The sequence below is a fragment of the Gordonia sp. J1A genome, from assembly GCF_055393515.1.
On record NZ_AP041607.1, the window covers coordinates 2,327,644 to 2,347,922 of the forward strand.

Genomic DNA, 20,279 nt, shown 5'->3' on the forward strand with positions numbered 1-20,279 from the left:
CGCGTCGGCCCTCCGAAGCGCCCCGGAAGCGTGAATCAGTCGATCGGTCATCGTGCGCCCTCCACGGCGAATCGGCGAGTGGGAGTCGCGACCACCCGGTCGACGTAGATGCCGGGCGTCACGACGGTTTCCGGATCGATGCCGCCGACCGGCACCACCTCGTCCACCTGGACGACGGTGGTCGCGGCGGCCGCGGCCATGACCGGCCCGAAGTTGCGTGCGGTCTTCCGGTAGACGAGGTTGCCCGCGCGGTCGCTGCGGTGCGCGCCGATCAGAGCGACGTCGCCCTTGATCGGGTACTCCAGCAGATACGTCCGACCGTCGATCTCGCGGGTCTCCCGGCCCTCGGCGATCGGAGTGCCGACCGCCGTCGGGCAGTAGAACGCACCGATGCCCGCACCGGCCGCCCGCATCCGTTCGGCGAGGTTGCCCTGCGGCACCACTTCGAGCTCGATCTCGCCCGCGCGGTACAGGCGGTCGAAGACCCAGGAGTCCGACTGCCGGGGAAAGGAACAGAGGATCTTCCTGACCCGGCCGGCCGCGAGCAGCGCGGCGAGTCCGTGGTCGCCGTTGCCCGCATTGTTGCTCACCACCGTCAAGTCTGTGGCCCCCTGCCGGATCAGCGCGTCGATCAGATCGAACGGCATACCCGCCAGTCCGAATCCGCCGATCAGAACGGTGGACCCGTCGGCGATGCCGGCCACGGCTTCGTCGACGTCTCCGCAGAAGACGGTGGCGCTCACTGGTGCCCTCCTCGGTCGGTCGGCCGTCGGGACGCGTTCCGTTCCGGCGGTCCGAGTGCTACCCCTACGACGCTATGCCTCCCGATTCAGACTGGCAATTACTCATTGAGGCACTATTGATACCTGATGGATTTCACTATTCGGCGAGCGTGGCGACCACTGTGATCTAGGAAGCAGTCGGACGACTCGTTTCGGTGACGCCACCGGCGCGCGGTACTATCGGCAGCGTGGTCCTCTTCTTTGAAATCCTGCTCGGATTGGCCTCGCTGCTGATCATCTGGTTCGCGCTGTACACCGTCTACCGACTGGTCAACGACGAGTCATGACGCGCTCCGGGAACGAAGCGATCTCCGACGCCGAGCAACGCGCTCAGCAGACCGCAGGTAAGAACCTGACGCCGGTCGGCGATCTGCCCGTTCCTCCGGACACCGCCAACCTCCGCGAGGGTCCCGATCTCCATTCCGGCCTGCTCGCTCTCCTGCCGATGGTCGGCGTCTGGGAGGGACAGGGCGAAGGGCACGATCCGGTGACCGGCGACGACTATCAGTTCGGTCAGCAGATCATCGTCTCGCACGACGGCGGCAATTACCTCGTCTGGCAGGCCCGATCCTGGGTCATCGACGACGACGGCGCGTACGTGCGGCCCGACCTCCGGGAGTCCGGCTTCTGGCGGATCAGCGAGGACGACGAGATCGAATTGCTGCTGACCCATGCCGAGGGCTCCATCGAGCTCTACTACGGCCGTCCGCTCACTCAGACGTCGTGGAATCTCACCACCGACGTCACCATCCGCTCCGAGACCGGGTCGCACACCGGCGGAGCGAAGCGCTTGTTCGGGTTGGTCCCCGACGGCGACCTTGCCTACGTGGAGGAGCGCGTCGACGCCGAGGGCGAACTGACGCCGCGACTGTCCGCGAAGCTCCGCCGCGTCGTCGGCTGACCCTCGGGTCTCACAACCGCACCACCGGCACGTCGATCCGTGACACGTCCTGGTGCGTCACCACCACCACGGCGCGCTCGCCGAAGAGATCACCGCAGATGAGCGACAGCATTCGCTCCGCATCGCCCGCATCCAGGTGTTCGGTCGGTTCGTCGAGCAGCACCACCGGAGCCGGGTGCAGCAGGGCCCGCGCCAGCAGCAGTCGGCGCCGCTGACCGCCCGACAACGCTCCGCCCCCACCGGTCAGCTTCTCTCCCAACCCGTCTGGCAGACCGCCGAGCCACTCACCCAGCCCCACCCTCTCGAGCGCTGCGCGCATCTCGTCGTCCGAGACGTCGCCGCGTGCCACATGGAGGTTCTCCCGGACGGTGGTGGAGAAGACGTGCGCGTTGTCGGCGAAGTAGCAGACGTGCTCGCGTAGTTCCCCGGGGCCGGCGCTCACCGTCCCGGACAGCGGCGGGAGCAGCCCCGCCAAGGTCATCAGCAGCGTCGACTTGCCGACACCGCTCGGTCCGACGACCACCCGACGCTCCCCGGGGCCCACGCGGAAGTCGTCCGTCTCCCCCAGCGGGGTGGTCCATCCCCACCGCAGTGACTCCGCAGTCAGGGTCACCGGACGCGGGTCGACGACCGGGTCGGCGGCCTCGCGGTCACCGTCGGATGCGCCGTCGACGAGTGCCAGCACCCGCCGAGCGGCCTGGCGGCCGCTCTCCCACGCCATGCCGGCTTCGGTGAGCGGTGCGGTCGTCTCGAACGACGACAACGGCAGAAGCAACAGGATGCCGAAGACCATCGGCGTCACACCCGTGCCCGACGCGACGTCGGCCAGCGATCCGGGAAGCCCGGACGCCAGCTGCACCGCGATGATCGCCGCAGCGACCACGCTCACGCCCATCGAGATCGGCGTCACCGCCTGGGCCGCCGCCTGCCGGCGCATACCGGCGTTCTCGGCGTCCGCGGCACGGCGATCGGCTGCGGCGACCGTCCCCAGCACGGATCGGCGCACCCCCGCGACCGCCAGTTCCGGGCCGTGCCACAGCAGTGACGACGTGGCTTCGACGACATCGTCGCGGGCGCGCGCGGCGGCAGCGACTTTATCGGCCGCCCCGCGCGCGGCCAGCCAAGGCGCGAGCACACCGCTCACCAGCAATGCGACCGCGAGCACGATCGCGGCGGGAATCGAGACGAAGGCCATGATCGCCACGGCCGACACCGATGTCACCGCCCCGACCGCCATCGGGACGAGCCCGCGGATCACCGCACTGCCGATCTCATCGACGTCGTCGGCGGTACGCGCCATCAGCTCCGACTGCCGGAGGCCGACGGTGTAGCCCGGCGAGCCCTGCGCCAGCGCCCGGTACATCCGTGTGCGTGCGTCGGCCATCGCCGCCAGTGCCACGTCGTGCGTGGCGAGCCGTTCGACGTAGCGGAACACGCCGCGTGAGATGCCGAGCGCCCGGACCCCGGTGACCGCGACAGAGAGGTAGAGCACCGGTGGCATCTGCCACGCGCGCGTGATCAGCCAGGCGGACAGTGCCGCCAGCCCGAGCGCCGAGAGCGCTCCGGCGGCGCCGAGCAGGATCGGGATCACCAGAACGCGCCCGCGCATTCCGGTGAAGGCGAGGGCGGCGAGCATCGGATCGCGCGAGCGGTCAGCGGCCATCGGAGAGCTCCTTCGCGAAGTCGACGACCGCGTCGGCCGCCGACAGAACGCCTTTCTGATGCGAGACGACGATCACCGTGTCGCCTGCTCTCGCGCGGTCGACGAGTGCAGCGATCACCCGGCCGGCGGTGCCCTCGTCGAGATGCGCCGTCGGCTCGTCGAGCAACAGCAGCCGCGCGGGTGAGGCCAGCGTTCGGGTCAGCGCCAGTCGCTGTCGCTGGCCCGCCGACAGTCCGGCGCCGCCGGAGCCGAGCACCGAGTCCATTCCGTCGGGCAGATCGGCGAGGACCTCGTCGAAGGCCGAGGCGCGCATCGCTTCGGCGACGGCTTCCTTCGGCAGCTCGCCGAACAGATCCAGGTTCTCGGCCACGGTTCCGGGGACGATCACCGGATGCTGCGGCAGCCACACCAGCCGACCGTAGTGGGCGTCCCGATCGAGCGAGGCGAGGTCGCGACCGGCTATCAGCACCCGCCCCTCGTCGGGCGTGTGAAGTCCGAGCACCGCGGCCAGCACGGTCGACTTGCCCGCGCCGTTGGGGCCGGTGAAGACGGTGAGTTCTCCGGGCCGCGCCGTCGCCGACAGGCCCCGCGGCGCCCAGCCGTCGCGGCCGCGGATGCCGAGCCGATCGAGTTCCACCGTGACGCCGACCTCACCGGGCCGACTGCTCGCCTCGGGCTCGCCTCTCGCGGCTGCGCGCGCTGTTCCACGTGAAGCAGCGCGTCCGGACTCGATGAGATCGAGAACGTCATCCGCCGCCGCGACACCGTCCTCGGCGTTGTGGAACTGCGCGCCGATCTGGCGCAGAGGCAGGTAGGCCTCGGGCGCCAGCACCAATGCGAGCACTCCCGCGTACAGGCTCATCTCACCGAAGACGAGCCGCAATCCGATACTGACGGCGACCAGGGCCACGCTGAGAGTGGCGAGAAGTTCCAGGACGGCCCCGGAGAGGAAGGCGATCCGCAGCGAACCCATCGTGCTGCGGTGCAGACGCTCCCCCAGCTCGGCGACCTGCCCCGCCGGCCCCTGTGCACGACCGAGCGCACGCAGCGTCGGCAATCCGGTCATGAGGTCCACCAGCTGTGCGTTCTGCCGGCTCATCGCCGCCAGCTTCCGCCGGGTGCGGTCTCGTGTGACCAGTCCGATGAGCACCATGAACACCGGGATGAGCGGCAGGGTCACGATGATGATGACGCCGGAGATCGGGTCGGTCCACAGTTCCACCACCACGATGAGCGGGGTGATGACGACCGTCGACAGCAGGGCCGGCAGATACCCCGACAGGTAGTCGGAGAGCCGGTCGAGTCCGCGCAGCACCACCGTCAGCGCGTGCTCGCGCTCGTCGAGCAACCGCCGCGGACTCGTCTGCCCGGGATCGGTGAGAGTGTCGAGCGCTGCGACGCGCAGTTCGTCGATGGTCGCGTGAGCGGCGCGCCGGCTCACCCGATCACCGAAGTAGCTCATCGCGCCGCGGGCGGTCAGTGCCACCGCGAGCACCGTGAGGTGCACCGACTGAGCAGCGAACCCGCGCGCCGCCGGATCGGTGATCACCTCCGACAGCAGGCCGGCCAGGGCGATGGCCGAGGCGACCACCGCGACGACGTTGCCGATCGCGAACGCCGCCGAGGCCACGACGTACCGCCGCGCCGACCGCGACGCGCGGAGCAGTCGCGGGTCGAGCGGCGGGCGGCGACGAGACGTGGTCCGGGGCTCGGTCACTTACCGGAGCTCTGCAGCGGCAGGCCCACCGACGGCGGGATCTGGTCCACCGACAGCCGTTTGCGGAAGACCCAGTAGCTGTAGGCCTGGTAGGCGATGACCACCGGTGTCATGATCGCCGCGGCCCACGTCATGATGACCAGCGTGTAGTGGCTCGACGACGTGTTCGCGATCGTCAGGTCGTACGCGGCGTCCGTGGTGGACGGCAGGACCGCGGGGAACAGCGACGCGAAGAGCATCGCCACGGTTCCGGCGATGGCGATGCAGGTGGCGACGAACGCCCAGCCCTCGCGCCGTGCGGCCGTCGCGATCACCATGCCCACCGCCGCGACAGCGGCCACCACGACGATCGCCCAGGTCCAGGCGTGCCCGTACGCCAGCTGCGTCCAGATCAGGAACACCGCTGCGACCACGGCGGTCGGCACGGCGAGCCGGGCCGCGAAGGTCTGCGCATCGTCACGCATCTGCCCGGCGGTCTTGAGCGCGACGAACACCGCACCGTGAGTGAGGAAGGCCAGCAGGGTGGTCGCGCCGCCGAGCAACGCGTACGGGTTCAGCAGGTTGAAGAAGCCGCCCGTGTACTGGTGGTCGGCGTCGATCGGCAGTCCGCGCACCACGTTCGCGAATGCCACGCCCCACAGGATCGCCGGGATCCACGATCCGAGTCCGATGCCGAAGTCGCACCACCAGCGCCAGCGCGGGTCGTTGATCTTGCCCCGCCACTCGATGGCCACCACGCGCACGATCAGGCCGATCAGGATCAGGAAGAGCGGCAGGTAGAACGCGGAGAACATCGTCGCGTACCAGCCGCCGAAGGCCGCGAACAGCGCGCCGCCGCCGGTGAGCAGCCACACCTCGTTGCCGTCCCACACCGGTCCGATGGTGTTCAGCAGCACTCGCCTGCGCTTGTCGCCGTCCGGCTCGGAGCGTCGTCCGAGGAAGGACATCAGCATGCCGACGCCGAAGTCGAAGCCCTCGAGGACGAAGTACATCGTGAACAGGACCGCGATGACCAGAAACCAGAAGTTCTCAAGACTCATCGGATGCTCCTCTTAGTACGCGAACGAGAGTTCGGCGGATTCGTCGTCGTCCGAGCCGACGTCGGGCGCTGCGGCGTCCTTGTCGCTGGGACCTTCGATCACGTAGCGCCGTTCGAGGTAGAACCAGACCACCCCGAGCGCGCCGTACAGCAGCGTGAACCCGATCAGCGTGGCCCACACCATGGGCGGTGTGTGGTTCGAGACGCCGTCCTGCACCAGCATGTGGATCCTGAGCGGATCTCCGTCGGCGTCGGCCCAGTTGGGGACGACCACCCACGGCTGCCTGCCCATCTCGGTGAAGATCCAGCCGGACGCATTCGCCAGGAACGGAGTCGGCAGCATCCACAGCGCCAGACGCCCGAACCACCTCGGAACCTCCGTGCGCTTCTTCCGCAGGAACCACAGTCCGCCGAAGGCGACGACCACTGAGCCGAGCGCCCAGGTGATCATGGCGCGGAAGCTCCAGTACGTGACGAACAGGTTGGGCGCGAAGTTCTGGCCCGGCATGTTCAGCGCTTCCTGGTACTGCTTCTGCAGCTCGTTGACGCCCTTCACCTCGGAGTCGAAGCTGTGGTCGGACAGGAACGACAGCATGTTCGGAATGGTGATGATGTGCTCGATGTTGTCGCAGTTGTTCTGCCGTCCGATGCTGAGCACGGAGAAGGACGCTCCGGTCTCGGTCTCGCAGAGCGACTCGGCCGCGGCCATCTTCATCGGCTGCTGTTTGAACATGAGCTGGCCCTGCATGTCGCCGGTGATGAACAATCCCAGTCCCGAGCCGATGATCACCCAGAGTGCGAAGATGCTCACCGGTCTCCACAGGGTGGCGTTGTCGTGGCGGAGCTTCTCCGGCGACGCACCGACCTGGCTCGGCGACGTGGTCGCCGGGATGATCGACTCGTCACCGATCTTGGCGGCTTCCTCGATCTTCGACGCGCGGTAGGTGTTGCGCGCCATCCACCAGAGACCGACCACGGCGACCACCGTCGACGCCGTCAGCAGGGCGCCCATGATGACGTGCGGGAACGCGACGAGCGTGGTGTTGTTGGTGATCACTGCGATGAAGTTGTTCATCGCGGGCCGTCCGCGTTCGGGATCCCACTCGACGCCGACCGGGTGCTGCATCCACGAGTTGGCCGCGATGATGAAGTAGGCGGAGGCGTTGACACCGATCGCGACGAGCCAGATGCACGCCAGATGGAGCCGGCGCGAGAGCCGTCCCCAGCCGAACATCCACAGACCGATGAACGTGGACTCGAGGAAGAAGGCCATCAGCCCTTCGAGGGCGAGCGGTGCGCCGAAGACGTCGGCCACATACCGGCTGTACTCGCTCCAGTTCATGCCGAACTGGAATTCCTGCACGATGCCGGTCGCGACGCCGAGGGCGAAGTTGATGAGGAAGATCTTGCCGAAGAACTTGGTGGCCCGGAGCCACTGCTCGTTGCCGGTGCGGTGCCACACCGTCTGCATGATCGCGATGAGCGGCGCGAGGCCGATCGTCAGCGGCACCAGAATGAAGTGGTAGACGGTGGTGATACCGAACTGCCATCTGGATATGTCTACAACACTCACTGCGACCTCAATTCGTCCCGAGGATGGGCGTTACTACACACGGTAGTAGCCCTTGTTCAGTTGTAAAGCGTGCGTGATGCAGGCAACGGCCTTTGGGCCTATGACCCCGCTGACCTGTGCACCAGATCAGCGACGTCGATCACCGATCCGGCTCCGCAGGCCCGCCCGTCCAGTTCGCGCACACGCGCGGCGAGGGTGACCGACGACAGCAGCCACACCTCGTCGGCGGAGTACACCTCCTTGACGGTCAACGGCCGCTGGTCCGTCCCGATCCCTTCGCTCTCGGCGAGTTCGAACAATGCGTCCTGTGTGGTTCCGGGCAGCACGCCGTCGTCGCGCGGAGGCGTCACGAGTGCGCCGTCGATCACCGCGACCACCGTGCTGCGCGGACCCTCCAGCACCGTGCCCGACGCCGAGACGAAGATCGCGTCGTCGACGCCCAGTCCGCGGACGTGACGCAGGGCCGCGATGTTGGCGGCGTAGCTGAGCGACTTGACCCCGGAGAGCAGCCACGGCGACGTGGCGGCGAGCCCGGGTTGATACGCGGTCGGCAGCGTCAGCGCGCGGACGCCGTGCCGCCGAGCGGACTCGACGCGGTCCGGGACGGGCGCGATCGTCAGGTACAGGGTCGGATCACCCGACGGATCGTGTTCGCGTCCACGCGTGTACACCAGCCGCAGCATGCCCTCACCGGCATGGACCGACCGCCACTCGCGGACGCCCGTGCGCACCATCGCCTCGATTCGCCCCGGATCCGGCGCGGGCAGGCCGGCGACGGGCGCGGCCGCCGTGAGCCGCGCGAGATGCCGGTCGAGCCCGCAGACTCGCCCTTCGCGCACGAGCATGGTCTCGAAGAGCCCGTCGCCGTGCACGATTCCGAGATCGTCCGCGTGCAGGACGGGTGAATCCGGGTCAGCGACCTCGCCCTCAGGCGACACAAGGACGACTGGCATGCGACAACGATGTCATGGAACGGCGTGCGGCCGGCTGAATTCCGCGCGCCGGAATCTGCGTGCCGACATTCCGCTCATCGAGAGAATCCCTTGGCGAATGCGTCCGACACCGGGTACCACCGACAGATGAGCAATGAACGGATCGTCGTCGTCACCGGCGCCAGCCGGGGAGCGGGCAAGGGAATCGCCCTCGCGCTCGCACGGCCGGGTACCACCGTCTACGTGACCGGACGCACCACGGCCGCCGGGCAGACCAGTCTGCCGGGCACCATCACCCAGACCGCGGCTGAGATCGATGAGCGCGGCGGGACGGGAATCGCGGTGGCCGTCGACCACGACGACGACACTCGGGTCCAAGCCCTCTTCGACCGGATCGGCAACGACCACGGACGGCTCGACGTCCTGGTCAACAATGCCATCGCCCTGCCCGCCGGGCTCACCGACAAGGGACCGTTCTGGACCAAGGGACTCGACCTCCTGAGCCTGCACGGCGTCGGCCTGCGCTCCACCTATGTCGCCACCTACTACGCGGCGCCGCTCCTCACCGAGTCCGGCGGCGGGCTCGTCGTCAACACCTCCTCGTTCGGCGGCACCTGCTACATGCACGGTCCGGCCTACGGTTCCGGGAAGGCCGCCGTCGACAAGATGGCGCACGACATGGCTGTCGACTTCAAGCCCTTCGACGTCGCCGTCGTCTCACTGTGGATGGGGCTGCTCAAGACCGAGGTGAACATGGCCGCCTTCAGTGCCCGGCCCGACCTCTACGACGGGCTGGTCGCGACCACCGAGTCGGTGGAGTTCCCGGGACGCGTGATCGACGCACTGTCCCGCGATCGGGAACGGATGAAGTACTCGGGGCGGGTGCTGGTGGCTGCGGAGCTCGCGCAAGAGTACGGGATCACCGACGTCGATGGCAGCACTCCCCCGTCGCATCGGCCCTTCCTCGGCGACCCACCCGAATTCTCCTCTGCCGTCATCGACTGAACCAGCGGGCGGCCTCGTACACTCGGGACATGACCTCCGTGTCGCCGATCCTCAATTCGCATCCCAGTGCCGTCCCCACTCCGGAGGGAGACCCGAGTCCCGGCGTGGCCTGGCACTACGGCGACCCGCTGGGCGAGCAACGGGCGGCGACACGCGGCGCGGCCATTGTCGACCGCTCCGATCGCGCCGTGATCGAACTGTCGGGCCCGGAGCGGCTCACCTGGCTGCACACCATCTCCTCGCAGCATCTGACCGCGCTCGGCGATCGGCGCAGTGCCGAGAACCTCTCGCTCGACGGCAACGGACGGGTGGAGGACCACTTCGTCCTCACCGACATCGACGAGACCACATGGATCGACACCGAGGCCGCGCGCGGTCAGGCGCTCACCGAATTCCTGACCAGAATGGTCTTCTGGGCCAAGGTGACGCCGACAGCGCGCCCGGACATGGCGGTGCTGACCCTGCTGGGTCCCGACATCCTCACCGGCCCGGTCGCCGAGGCGATCGCGCTCCCGCCCGACGCCGAGCGTTACCAGGCCGGCGACCTGCCTGAGCTCCGTCACGACGACGAGCCGCTCGGCTTCTGGCGCGTGATGCCGCGGATCGGCGAGAACGGCTCGACACCTGTGGTCGATCTCATCGTCCCCGAACCCGATCTCCGAGAGTGGTGGCGACTGCTGACCGAGGCGGGCGCCGCGCCGGCCGGCATGTGGGCCTACGAAGCGCTGCGGGTGAACGCCCTGCGACCGCGGCTGCACATCGACACCGACGAGCGGACGATTCCGCACGAGGTGGACTGGATCGGCGGCCCCGACGAGGCCGGCGCCGTGCATCTGGACAAGGGCTGTTACCGCGGTCAGGAGACGGTCGCCCGCGTCGCCAACCTGGGCCGCCCGCCGCGGCGGCTGGTGCTGCTGCATCTGGACGGCAGCTCCGCGTACCGCCCGGCGACCGGCGATCAGGTCAGCGCCGGCGGCCGGACCGTGGGCCGGGTCGGCACCGTCGTCGATCACTTCGAGAACGGTCCCATCGCGCTCGCGTTGGTGAAGCGCAACGTTCCGGCCGACGCCGAACTCGTCGTCGGCGATGCCGCCTCGCCCGACACCTCCGCGACCGCCCGCATCGACCCCGTGCTGTACACGCCCGACGACCAAGTGCCGCCCGGCCGCGCCGCCGTCGACCGTCTGCGGGGCCGCGGCTGACACGTGCGGCCACGGGAAGCCGCTGGTTCGAGCGTTTTCGATGTTCGACGGTCAGGCGATGAGACTTAATCCGTACTCCGCGCTAGACTGTCGGTACGAAAACTATTAACGAATAGAACGGGGCCGCCACACCGATGGCCGCCCCGTCACTGTGCGAGGGGGTCCCACATGGGCCGCGGCCGGGCAAAGGCAAAGCAGACGAAGGTTGCACGTCAGCTGAAGTACTCCGCTCCGAGTACCGACTTCGATAGTCTCCAGCGTGAACTCTCTGGTGGCAGGAAAGAGTCCCACGACTCGTGGTCGGACAGCGAGAGCTGGAACAGTGAAGAGGAGTGGCGACACGCCTGACGGCGCTGTCGCACGCACCCGCTCGTACGGGCGGTCAGCCCGGGCGCTCATGCCCAGGCTGATGGCCTGACATTCGTAGAGCCCCGCGTCGTCCTGCGACGCGGGGTTTCTCGCGTCGCGCCGACCCGCGGGGTCGTCATGTCTGCGGGGTCGCCGAGAGCACCGCGTGAACCGCCGCGCGCACTCGCTCGTCCACGTCGCCCGGCGTTCCGGAATCGAACTTGCCGTCGAGATACAGGAACGCCAGGCCGTGCACGAGCGCCCACACTGCGACGGCCATCGGCTCGGGCTCGGCATCGGGGAAGACCCGCGCCACGATGGATTCGACGTACGCGTTGATGGTCTCGGCGGCCGAGGTCCGTTCCTCATCGGCCGGGTCGCACGGCTCGGCGAACATCACCCGGAACAGGCCCGGCCGCGACAGCGCGAACTGTACGTATGCGATCCCGACGTCGGCCAGATCGTCCGCGGATGCGGGCGCGGGATGAACTGCGGCCAGTTCGATCGCCAGGTCCCGGTATCCCACCGCGGCCACGGCGGACAGAAGGGCGCGCCGATCGGCGAAATGACGGTACGGTGCCGCGTTCGACACGCCGGCGCGCCGTGCCGCCGCGCGGAGCGAGAGGTCGCCTGCACCGCCCTCCTCCAGAATCTCCACCGCCGCCCGGACGAGCGCTGCGGGCAGGTCACCGTGGTGGTACGAGGTCGGCACAGTCAACAACCCTAACAATCGCCGCGGTCTCGACTCGTCTGTGCCTGACCCGGCCACCGCAGGCCGTGGCACCGCCGCGAGCGTCACGGAGTGTCGCAAAGTATCAAATACCGGTCGCCTCGCAGCCTTCAGTGCCGCCCCGGCCGCCACTAGCGTCGACTGACATGACGAACACCCGCCGAGCAGTTCCCCGCAAATGGATACGCCGCGAGATCGCGACCCTCGACCCGGTCGCCGACAGCGAACGGATCGTCCGACTGACGCTCGAGTCGCTGCTTCCGCCCGTCGGTGAACGGGTCTTCCTCGAATTGCTGTTCACCGTGTCCCTCATGCGGGTGATGGGTGAGCTCGAAGGAGCCGCCGCCGTCGATCGCGACGGGAAGGGAAAGGTCTATCACCACGGCGACCGGCGCACCGACGACACCATCCGCTATCTCACCGGATGGATGTACGACGGTGCGGGGAGCCCGCAGGCCCGCAGCTCCGCCGCCGAGATCAAGCGCATCCACGACAGCTACGCGCGGCACTACTCGATGTCGAACGAGACCTTCATCCACACCATCGCCTACTTCACCGTGCAGATCGAATGCCTCACCGAGATCGTCGGCGCGCCCGGGTTCACCGACGTGGAGAAGGAAGCTCAGGTGCGGCATTGGCGGACGATCGGCGAGTATCTGGGCGTCCGAGACATGCCCGAGACATGGGACGGCATGATCCGGGCGATGCGGGCCTACGAGGCCGACCCCGCCTGGTTCGCTCCCTCCGAAGCCGGCCACCGGGTGAGCGAGACCCTCGTCGCACAGTTCGGCGAACGGGTCTTCCCGCGCGGGTTCCGTTGGCTCGCAAAGCCTCTCATTCTTTCTCTGCACGACGACCACGTACTCGAGGCGCTCGGCCTGCCGAAGCCGCGGCCCGTCGTGACGACGACGATGCGAGCCGTGGTCCGGGCGGCGTTCTTCGTGGTCCGCGAAGTGCTCCCCGATCGTCACACCGCGGTCCGGCCCGCAGGCTCCGCGGGCGAGCTCACGCGTTCCGCACCCGGTAGCGGGTCGGCGTGACGCCGTACCACCGGGTGAAGGCGCGGGTGAAGGCTGCGGTCTCGGCGTATCCGAGCCCAGCCGCGATCTCCGCCACCGGGCGGTCGGTGCCGGTCAACGCCTCGGCGGCGCGGATCCGTCTGGACTCCTCGAGCAACGCCCGGAACGTGGTGCCCTCGCGAGCGAGACGGCGCTGCAGGGTCCGGCGATCGACGTGCAGTTCGCCGGCCATTCGGGTCAGCGACTGCACCGGCTCGTCACTGCCGTGCAGCCTCGCCCACACGAGCGACCGCGCACCGAGGCGGCGCTGCTCGAGCTGTTGCTCGCACTGGGCGATGCACCGGCGTGCGGTCTCGGCGTCCGCGTGGGGAAGGCCGCGGCTCATCCATTCGCGCGGCACGACGAGCGCCGTGCGTCCCGCGTCGCAGACGAGTTCCTCCGTCGGCAGCACCGAGGCGAGGAGAGCCCCACGCGCCCGATCGACCTCCGCCTCCACCCGCGGCAGGACGACGTCGCCGAGCACCATCGGCACCAGACCGGCGATGACCGTCAGATCACGCTCGAGGATGAAGGGCCGGACGTCGTCGTTCACGTCGCCGAACGAGCATTCGAGCCGGACGTCCGAGCCGCTCTCGTCGTAGGTCACCGACAGGTCGGAGTAGGTATTGGTCAGACTCGCGAACGTCGTCGCCACCTCCAGCGCGTCCCCGAGCGTCTCGCTGGAGAGCATCGCGAACACGAAGATGCCGAGATTTCCCAGATTCACCATCCGCCCGGCCTCGATGCCGAGACCGGGCGGGTCGTTCAGCAGCGAGACGATGTTGGCGATCACTGCCAGTTCCTGCTCCGCCAGGACCACCGCCCCGTCGACACGCAGGTCACTCTGTCGCAGTCCGCTTCCCTGCAGGCAGTCAGCCGGATCGAGCCCATGACCCTCGCCGAGTTCCACCAGACTCGCGACGCCGCCCGACGTGCCGCGCCGCAGACTTCTCCACGCCGGAGCAGCCACAGCCCACCCTCCTTGTTGACAGTGCTAACATCCATCGCTACCTTCGTATGTTAACACCGATAACCTTCAATGGGAGCCCACCGATGACAGTCCGTTCATCTTCGCCCGCGACGTCCGAACCCGCAGTGTTCGGACTGCCCGCATCGCTGACGCCGCCCCGCATCGCGCACCTGACGAGCCGTATCGCGGCGGCTCCGACAGCCGCGCGCGTCGGTACGACGATCCCCTACACCGGCGCGCCCCTCGCCGACCTGCCGGTCTCCACGCCGTCCGATGTCGACGAGGCATTCATCCGCGGCAGGAACGCCCAGGCCTCGTGGGCCGCGACTCCCGTCAGCGAACGCAAGCGAATTCTCCTGCGCTTCCATGACCTCGTCCTCGACCGTCGGAACGAGGTCATGGACCTCATCCAAGCCGAGAGCGGCAAGACCAGGCGCGACGCCTTCCTCGAAGTCACCGACATCGCCATCGCCGCCCGGTACTACGCGCGAAGCGCGAGCCGACTGCTCGCACCCGCGCGTCGTCGTGGCGCGATCCCCCTGCTGACCCGGACCACCGAACTCCGCCATCCCAAGGGCGTGGTCACCATCATCTCGCCCTGGAACTACCCGCTCAGCATGGCCGCGGGAGACGCGATCCCGGCACTGCTCGCAGGCAACGCCGTCGTGCAGAAGCCGGACACCCAGACAGCGCTCACGGCGCTGTGGGCCCTCGATCTGATGCATCAGGCCGGCTTGCCCGACGACCTCTGGCAGATGGTGGTCGGACGCGGCAGCTCCATCGGCGACTCACTGATGCGCAACGCCGACTACATGATGTTCACCGGTTCCACCGCAGCAGGCCGGCACATCGCGCGAGAGGCCGGCGAGCGGCTGATCGGAGCGTCGCTGGAACTCGGCGGGAAGAATGCGATGCTCGTCCTCGACGACGCCGACATCGCCCGTGCCGCCGACGGCGCCGTCAGCGCCTGCTTCCCATCCACGGGTCAGCTGTGCGTGTCGGTAGAACGCCTCTACGTCGCCGAAAGCGTCCGCGACGAATTCGTCGCCGCATTCGTCGAGCGCACCCGCGCACTGCAACTCGGCGGACGCTACGACTTCCGGAGCGACGTCGGCTGCCTCACCACGCAGTCGCAGCTCGAGACCGTCGCAACGCACGTCGAAGACGCGGTCGCGAAAGGCGCGACGGTCCTCGCCGGCGGCCGGGCCCGCCCGGATCTCGGACCACTGTTCTACGAGCCGACCATTCTGACCGACGTCACTTCGGAAATGACGCTCTACGATCACGAGACCTTCGGTCCGGTCGTCTCGATCTACTCCTTCAGCGACGTCGAGGAGGCGATCGCGCGCGCGAACGCCACACCGTACGGACTCAACGCCAGCGTTTGGAGCCGCGATGCGGCCCGCGGCCATGCCGTCGCGTCACGCCTGCACGCCGGCACCGTGAACGTCAACGATGCCTTCGCCGCGGCATGGGGAAGCATCGACTCGCCGATGGGCGGCATGGGTGACTCCGGCGTAGGGCGCAGGCACGGATCCGAGGGCCTGCTCAAGTACACCGAAGCGCAAACCATCGCTCACCAGCGAGTTCTGGGTTTCACTCCCCCGCGTGGCATCTCTCACCGGGCGTGGGCGACGATGCTGACGGTCGCACTGAAGTCCCTCAAGAGAATCGGCGTTCGTTGACCGGTTCACCCGCACCGGCGGATGACCGCGACCTACCATCCCCCCGAGGAGGGCTCACATGACCGGAAGAATCGTTGTACTCGGCGCCACCGGCTATGCCGGCGGGCTGGCGGTGGAGGCGCTCGTCCGCCGCGGCACCCGACCCGTGATCGCCGGCCTGCGGCCGCAGGCGCTGGCCGCCACCGCCGAACGCTTCGGCGGACTCGACACCCAGGTCGCCGACGTCACCGACTTCGACAGCGTGCGGGCTCTGGTGGAACCGGGTTGACGTGCTCGTGACCACCGTCGGACCGTTCGAGCGGCTCGGATTCGCTGCCGCACGTGCGGCAGCCGAGCAGGGTGCCCACTACGTCGACTCCACTGGCGAAGTGGGATTCGTGCGCGCGATCCACGAACGTCACGACGCCGTGGCCCGCAAGACCGGCGCCGTCATGGTTCCGGCCTTCGGCAACGACTACGTACCGGGGGTCCTGGCCGGAGCCGTCGCCGCCCGGGAGGCCGGCGACTCCGCGCGGTCGCTCGACATCGGCTACTTCGTCGACGGCTCACTGCGCCGCGGACGCGGTCTCAGTTCCGGCACCCGCGCCACGATGTCGGACGCCATCACGCTGCCGGTCACCGTCTGGAAGAACGGGCGGCTGGAGGACCAGCGGGCCGCGAGCCGGGTGCTGACCTTCGACGCCGGCGCTCGCCGCAAGGCGGCAATGCTCGCCACCGGCACCGAGGTGCTGTTCCTGCCTCCGGCGTTTCCGCACCTCGAATCCGTCGAGGTGTACAACGGCTGGTTCCCCGAGCTCAGCCGGGCCATGAGCCTGCTGTCCGCCGTCGTGAACACCGCGGTCCGCATCGAACCCGGCCGACGACTCGTCGCCGCCGTGACCGGCCGCTCCGGCGGAGCGCCCGGCGGTCCGGACGCCGCCGAGCGTTCCCGCAGCGGCGCGCACACCGTCGCGGTGGCGCGCGACCGCGGCGGCGCCGTGCTGGCCGAGGTCCACGCCACTGGCCCGAACGTCTACGACCTCACCGCTGAGCTGATGGCGTGGGCGGCCGACCGTCTCGCTTCGGGCCACGGCGAGCAGCCGGGCGTCGTCGGACCGGTCGAAGCATTCGGCCTCGACACGCTCCTCGCCGCGGGAGCCGAGATGGGGCTGACCGTCGGCGCAGACCCGCGGTCACGGCGACCGGTGTGAGTGGACGTGACCGGCGTGTCGACCGGCCTCACAGCCGGATCGGCACCCCGGTCTCGCGTTCCGAGATCTCCCACAGTGCGCGGATCCCGGCGTCGACGCCGAACGGGAAGAGCGGTTTGCGCACAGGCGGACCGAAGGAGACGAAGGCCGGACCGTAGAGAGTTCCGCCGCGCGCCGTCGGATCGGTGGCGGCCCGCAACTGACTGAGCGCACCGCGGTCGGTCGTCATCCCGACCAGGTCGGCTCCCACATCACCGAGCCACCCAGCGATTCCCCCGCCTCCCGAGGCATGGGTGGTGGACTGCAGTTCGGAGTCGGTGAGACCCGGATGCGCCGACAGCGCGATCGTCCGGTCGCCGGATGCGCGCAGCCTGCGGTCGAGGCCGATCGCGAAGTGCAGATTCGCAAGCTTGGAGTTGCCGTACGCCTTCCACGGACGGTAGCGGCGGTGCAGATGCGGATCGGCCGGGTCCAGGTTGCCGCCCTGGTGCTGGGCGATGCTGGTAAGCGTCACGACCCGCCCGGCCGGAGCCTGGCGCACCGCGGGGAGCAGAAGCGCGGTCCACGTCCAGTGTCCGAGATGATTCGTGCCCAGCTGGGTCTCGAAGCCGTCGACCGTCCGGCCTTCCGGTGTCGCCATCACTCCAGCGTTGTTGATCAACAGATCGATGCGATCGTGACCGGCCAGGACCGTCTCGGCGGCTTGCTTCACCGACGCCTGCGACGCGAGGTCGAGGGGAACGATCTCCACCGACGCACCGGGTGCGGCTCGCCGGATCGTCTCCTCGGCGTCGCGCGCCTTGCTCTGGTTGCGGGCTGCCATCACGATATGGGCGCCCTTCCCTGCCAGCGCTCGAGCGGTGGCCAGCCCGAGTCCGCCGTTGGCCCCGGTGATCACCGCGACCCGACCGGACTGAGACGGGATGTCCGCGGTCGACCAGCTCACGATCGCACCCCGTCGACCGGTGCGCCGTCGGTGTCCAGAACGGCGAAGGTCATCCCGGCATCGGTCAGGCGCCGCACCAGGTTGTCGCCCATCGCCGCGGCCGTGGTGACCTGGCCGCTCACCTTCGGATTGGCGTCGAAGGCCAGGCACATGGCCGATTCGGCCAGCATCTTCGCGGTCTCACCGTAGCCGGGGTCGCCGCCCCGCACCTGCGTGTGAACCGTCCGGCCACCGCCTTCACCGATGAAGTCGACGGAGAACCAGGAGCGTGCGCGGCGAGCCGGCGACGGTCCGGTGCCCTGGGGAAGGCAGGCGCCGATGAGGCGGCGCAGCGGCGGGATCTGCGCGGCGACGGCAACTGTCGCGACGCCGAGGGCCGCGGCCGCGAGCATCACCAGCCTGCGGAAACCCGCGTAGTGGGAGTACGTGAAGTCGGGCCCGTATTCATCGCGCGAACCAGCCGAACGCTTGACGATCTGGGGGTCGATCGTCGGGAGTGGCAGGAGCCAGAGGCCGAGCACACCGTCCCTGCGGGGAGCGCCGGCCCGCACCCGTGCGCGGCGCCCGACCGTCGGCGGTTCGAGCCTGGCACGGTCGGCCGCGGCCCGACGGATCTGCCGCGGCCGCGCGATCTGGCCGAGTCCGGAGTGCAGCGTCCCGCCGGAGATCATCGCATTGCTGCGGACCACACCGCGGACGGTCGCGGGCGCGGAGTCGGGCAGTTGCTTGGCCGTGAAGAATGCACCGAGATCGTGCGGGATGGAGTCGAATCCGCAGGCGTGCACCAGACGGGCACCGGTCCGGACCGCCGTGGAGTGATGAGCGATGTACATCCGATCGAGGAATTCGGATTCACCGGCGAGGTCGACGTAGTCGGTACCGGCGGCCGCGCACGCTGCGACGAGCGGCGCGCCGTGCTGGAGGTAGGGGCCGACGGTGGTGATGACGACCCGAGCCGATTCGGCCACCGCGCGCAACGATTCGGGGTCGGTGGTGTCGGCGATGAGCAGTTCGAGCTCGGCGGCCGCGGGAGCGACCGCCGCCAAGCGGGTGCGGACGGCATCGAGTCTGTCCCGGTTCCGGCCGGCGAGCGCCCACCGCGCCCCGTCCGGCAGATGCTCCGCGAGGTGCTCCGCGGTGAGTTCACCGGTGAATCCGGTGGCGCCGAAGAGCACCAGGTCGAATCGGCGGTTCTGGGGAAGGTCGGGCATCGTCGATCTCCATCTGTTGACGGTCGAGTGCGTGCGGATCCCGTCAGCGCAGCACCGTCTGCGATCGACACCGACGGCACGGCGGAACACCAGAAGATGTTTACACTGACAACGCGAGACTAACCCGCTAGGTTAACGGCGTCAACATATGAAGTGCCGTTCCTCACAACCGTCCGCCGGACCGGCGCCGAGTTCAGAACCTCGGGTGATCGCCGACCAGAGCCACCGAGCCGCGAGCCCCGGGTTCGCCGCGCTTGACGGTGCCGAGCACCCAGTTGTCCACATGACGCGCGGTGAGGATCGCCTGCGCACGGTCGGTGTCCTCGGGAGCGACGATGGCGACCATGCCGACGCCCATGTTGAAGGTGCGTTCCATCTCGGCCCGCTCCACTCGTCCGCGCTGGGCGATCAACGAGAAGATCGGGGCCGGGCTCCACGTGTTGCGCTCCAGCTCAGCGGACAGGCCCGCCGGAAGCACGCGCGCCAGATTGTCGGCGAGGCCGCCGCCGGTGACGTGCGCGAACGTGCGGACGTCGCTCTCGGCAGCCAGTGCCAGGCAGTCCTTGGCGTAGATGCGGGTCGGCTCGAGCAATTCGTCACCGAGACTCCGACCGAACTCCTCGACGTGACCGGCCAGATCCATGTGCCCCCAGTCGAGCAGCACCTTCCGCGCCAGCGAATAGCCGTTCGAGTGCAGGCCGGACGAACCCATCGCGATCACCACGTCACCCGCGCGGACACGATCCGGTCCCAGGATGGAATCGGCCTCGACCACACCGACGCCGGTGGCGGAGATGTCGTAGTGACCGTCCTCCATCACACCCGGGTGCTCCGCGGTCTCGCCGCCGAGCAGCGCACATCCGGCGTCGACGCAGCCGTCGGCGATGCCCTTGACGATGTCGGCGACCATCTCGGGGATCACCTTGCCGACGGCGATGTAGTCCTGCAGGAACAGCGGCTCGGCGCCGCAGACCACGAGGTCGTCGACGACCATCGCGACCAGATCGCGCCCGACGGTGTCGTGCTTGTCCATCGCCTGTGCGATGACCAGCTTGGTCCCCACGCCGTCGCTCGAGGCCGCGAGAACGGGCTCGCGGTAGTCGTCCTTCAGGGAGAACAGGCCGGCGAAGCCGCCCAGCCCGCCGAGGACCTCGGGACGGGTCGCGCGCTTCGCGTGAGGTGCGAAGAGTTCGACGGCGCGTTCGCCGGCATCGATGTCCACGCCCGCTGCCGCATAAGATGCGCCGGCCGTCGGCTTGTCGACAGACCCGTCGGTCATATTCTTGATTCTCCTGAAATTCTGCAGCTGACAGTCAGCCGTTCGGGC

Annotated in this window: 19 protein-coding genes; 8 read left to right on the top strand and 11 right to left on the bottom strand. The window is 68.8% G+C overall.

Going from position 1 to position 20,279, the window contains the following annotated elements; all coding sequences use genetic code 11:
- Positions 1-47: 47 nt before the first annotated feature.
- Positions 48-743, bottom strand: a complete 696-nt coding sequence (locus ACZ5QD_RS10865) for a 3-oxoacid CoA-transferase subunit A (RefSeq protein WP_006895719.1) — start codon at positions 741-743, stop codon at positions 48-50.
- A gap of 322 nt (positions 744-1,065) precedes the next feature.
- Here ACZ5QD_RS10865 and ACZ5QD_RS10870 point away from each other — a divergent pair, with 322 nt between their 5' ends.
- Positions 1,066-1,683, top strand: a complete 618-nt coding sequence (locus ACZ5QD_RS10870; RefSeq protein ID WP_006895720.1) for a heme-binding beta-barrel domain-containing protein — start codon at positions 1,066-1,068, stop codon at positions 1,681-1,683.
- A gap of 10 nt (positions 1,684-1,693) precedes the next feature.
- Here ACZ5QD_RS10870 and cydC read toward each other — a convergent pair whose 3' ends face one another.
- The 5 genes from cydC to ACZ5QD_RS10895 form a co-directional block, all read right to left on the bottom strand.
- Positions 1,694-3,346 (bottom strand): thiol reductant ABC exporter subunit CydC, encoded by a 1,653-nt coding sequence (cydC, locus tag ACZ5QD_RS10875; RefSeq protein ID WP_464366736.1) that lies wholly within the window; start codon positions 3,344-3,346, stop codon positions 1,694-1,696.
- Entirely contained in the window at positions 3,336-5,063 is a 1,728-nt protein-coding gene (cydD, locus tag ACZ5QD_RS10880) for a thiol reductant ABC exporter subunit CydD (RefSeq protein WP_464366737.1), read from the bottom strand. The genes cydC and cydD overlap by 11 nt, the downstream gene beginning before the upstream one ends.
- Complete coding sequence (cydB, locus tag ACZ5QD_RS10885) at positions 5,060-6,103, bottom strand: cytochrome d ubiquinol oxidase subunit II (protein ID WP_278124884.1); 1,044 nt, start codon at positions 6,101-6,103, stop codon at positions 5,060-5,062. The genes cydD and cydB overlap by 4 nt, the downstream gene beginning before the upstream one ends.
- Positions 6,104-6,115: 12 nt before the next feature.
- A complete protein-coding gene (locus ACZ5QD_RS10890; protein ID WP_045538367.1) occupies positions 6,116-7,675 on the bottom strand; it encodes a cytochrome ubiquinol oxidase subunit I in 1,560 nt (519 codons plus the stop codon).
- Between the two features lie 98 nt (positions 7,676-7,773).
- Entirely contained in the window at positions 7,774-8,628 is an 855-nt protein-coding gene (locus ACZ5QD_RS10895) for an aminodeoxychorismate lyase (RefSeq protein ID WP_433821077.1), read from the bottom strand.
- A 126-nt stretch (positions 8,629-8,754) separates the two neighbouring features.
- Here ACZ5QD_RS10895 and ACZ5QD_RS10900 point away from each other — a divergent pair, with 126 nt between their 5' ends.
- The 3 genes from ACZ5QD_RS10900 (at position 8,755) to ACZ5QD_RS10910 (ending at position 11,162) form a co-directional block, all read left to right on the top strand.
- Positions 8,755-9,612: an SDR family NAD(P)-dependent oxidoreductase gene (locus tag ACZ5QD_RS10900; protein WP_464366738.1), complete on the top strand. Its 858-nt coding sequence runs from the start codon at positions 8,755-8,757 to the stop codon at positions 9,610-9,612.
- 29 nt (positions 9,613-9,641) lie between these two features.
- Positions 9,642-10,814 (top strand): CAF17-like 4Fe-4S cluster assembly/insertion protein YgfZ, encoded by a 1,173-nt coding sequence (ygfZ, locus tag ACZ5QD_RS10905; protein WP_045538370.1) that lies wholly within the window; start codon positions 9,642-9,644, stop codon positions 10,812-10,814.
- Positions 10,815-10,982: 168 nt separating this feature from the next.
- Positions 10,983-11,162, top strand: coding sequence for a DUF3073 domain-containing protein (locus ACZ5QD_RS10910; RefSeq protein WP_006895729.1), 180 nt, complete (start codon positions 10,983-10,985; stop codon positions 11,160-11,162).
- Positions 11,163-11,298: 136 nt separating this feature from the next.
- Here ACZ5QD_RS10910 and ACZ5QD_RS10915 read toward each other — a convergent pair whose 3' ends face one another.
- On the bottom strand, positions 11,299-11,874 hold the full coding sequence (locus ACZ5QD_RS10915; protein ID WP_464366739.1) for a TetR/AcrR family transcriptional regulator: 576 nt from the start codon (positions 11,872-11,874) through the stop codon (positions 11,299-11,301).
- A gap of 164 nt (positions 11,875-12,038) precedes the next feature.
- On the opposite strand from ACZ5QD_RS10915, the gene ACZ5QD_RS10920 reads away from it, so the two are divergent.
- Positions 12,039-12,932 carry an oxygenase MpaB family protein gene (locus tag ACZ5QD_RS10920; protein WP_464366740.1) on the top strand — a complete coding sequence of 298 codons (894 nt, stop codon included), beginning with the start codon at positions 12,039-12,041 and terminating at the stop codon, positions 12,930-12,932.
- Here ACZ5QD_RS10920 and ACZ5QD_RS10925 read toward each other — a convergent pair.
- Positions 12,898-13,920 carry an AraC family transcriptional regulator gene (locus ACZ5QD_RS10925; RefSeq protein WP_464366741.1) on the bottom strand — a complete coding sequence of 341 codons (1,023 nt, stop codon included), beginning with the start codon at positions 13,918-13,920 and terminating at the stop codon, positions 12,898-12,900. The genes ACZ5QD_RS10920 and ACZ5QD_RS10925 overlap by 35 nt on opposite strands.
- 83 nt (positions 13,921-14,003) lie before the next feature.
- Between ACZ5QD_RS10925 and ACZ5QD_RS10930 the strand changes: the two genes are divergently transcribed.
- The 3 genes from ACZ5QD_RS10930 to ACZ5QD_RS10940 are packed head-to-tail and all read left to right on the top strand — an operon-like array spanning position 14,004 to position 16,795.
- Positions 14,004-15,605, top strand: a complete 1,602-nt coding sequence (locus tag ACZ5QD_RS10930; RefSeq protein WP_464366742.1) for a succinic semialdehyde dehydrogenase — start codon at positions 14,004-14,006, stop codon at positions 15,603-15,605.
- A 58-nt stretch (positions 15,606-15,663) separates the two neighbouring features.
- Positions 15,664-15,873, top strand: a complete 210-nt coding sequence (locus ACZ5QD_RS10935; RefSeq protein ID WP_464366743.1) for a hypothetical protein — start codon at positions 15,664-15,666, stop codon at positions 15,871-15,873.
- 7 nt (positions 15,874-15,880) lie between these two features.
- Entirely contained in the window at positions 15,881-16,795 is a 915-nt protein-coding gene (locus tag ACZ5QD_RS10940; protein ID WP_464366744.1) for a saccharopine dehydrogenase family protein, read from the top strand.
- A 28-nt stretch (positions 16,796-16,823) separates the two neighbouring features.
- On the opposite strand, the gene ACZ5QD_RS10945 is transcribed toward ACZ5QD_RS10940, so the two are convergent.
- The 3 genes from ACZ5QD_RS10945 to purM all read right to left on the bottom strand — a co-directional run bounded on the left by ACZ5QD_RS10945 (position 16,824) and on the right by purM (position 20,231).
- On the bottom strand, positions 16,824-17,741 hold the full coding sequence (locus ACZ5QD_RS10945; RefSeq protein WP_464366745.1) for an oxidoreductase: 918 nt from the start codon (positions 17,739-17,741) through the stop codon (positions 16,824-16,826).
- Positions 17,738-18,952 (bottom strand): saccharopine dehydrogenase family protein, encoded by a 1,215-nt coding sequence (locus ACZ5QD_RS10950; RefSeq protein WP_464366746.1) that lies wholly within the window; start codon positions 18,950-18,952, stop codon positions 17,738-17,740. The genes ACZ5QD_RS10945 and ACZ5QD_RS10950 overlap by 4 nt, the downstream gene beginning before the upstream one ends.
- A gap of 193 nt (positions 18,953-19,145) precedes the next feature.
- Entirely contained in the window at positions 19,146-20,231 is a 1,086-nt protein-coding gene (gene purM, locus ACZ5QD_RS10955; RefSeq protein WP_062365972.1) for a phosphoribosylformylglycinamidine cyclo-ligase, read from the bottom strand.
- Between the last annotated feature and the right edge of the window lie 48 nt (positions 20,232-20,279).

What these genes read in the sequence shown, in the direction of transcription:
- ACZ5QD_RS10870 (WP_006895720.1), top strand. Translation starts at nt 1,066, where the DNA reads ATGACGCGCTCCGGGAACGAAGCGATCTCCGACGCCGAGCAACGCGCT.
- cydC (WP_464366736.1), bottom strand. Translation starts at nt 3,346, where the DNA reads ATGGCCGCTGACCGCTCGCGCGATCCGATGCTCGCCGCCCTCGCCTTC.
- cydB (WP_278124884.1), bottom strand. Translation starts at nt 6,103, where the DNA reads ATGAGTCTTGAGAACTTCTGGTTTCTGGTCATCGCGGTCCTGTTCACG.
- ACZ5QD_RS10895 (WP_433821077.1), bottom strand. Translation starts at nt 8,628, where the DNA reads ATGCCAGTCGTCCTTGTGTCGCCTGAGGGCGAGGTCGCTGACCCGGAT.
- ACZ5QD_RS10900 (WP_464366738.1), top strand. Translation starts at nt 8,755, where the DNA reads ATGAGCAATGAACGGATCGTCGTCGTCACCGGCGCCAGCCGGGGAGCG.
- ygfZ (WP_045538370.1), top strand. Translation starts at nt 9,642, where the DNA reads ATGACCTCCGTGTCGCCGATCCTCAATTCGCATCCCAGTGCCGTCCCC.
- ACZ5QD_RS10910 (WP_006895729.1), top strand. Translation starts at nt 10,983, where the DNA reads ATGGGCCGCGGCCGGGCAAAGGCAAAGCAGACGAAGGTTGCACGTCAG.
- ACZ5QD_RS10920 (WP_464366740.1), top strand. Translation starts at nt 12,039, where the DNA reads ATGACGAACACCCGCCGAGCAGTTCCCCGCAAATGGATACGCCGCGAG.
- ACZ5QD_RS10930 (WP_464366742.1), top strand. Translation starts at nt 14,004, where the DNA reads ATGACAGTCCGTTCATCTTCGCCCGCGACGTCCGAACCCGCAGTGTTC.
- ACZ5QD_RS10935 (WP_464366743.1), top strand. Translation starts at nt 15,664, where the DNA reads ATGACCGGAAGAATCGTTGTACTCGGCGCCACCGGCTATGCCGGCGGG.
- ACZ5QD_RS10950 (WP_464366746.1), bottom strand. Translation starts at nt 18,952, where the DNA reads ATGCCCGACCTTCCCCAGAACCGCCGATTCGACCTGGTGCTCTTCGGC.
- purM (WP_062365972.1), bottom strand. Translation starts at nt 20,231, where the DNA reads ATGACCGACGGGTCTGTCGACAAGCCGACGGCCGGCGCATCTTATGCG.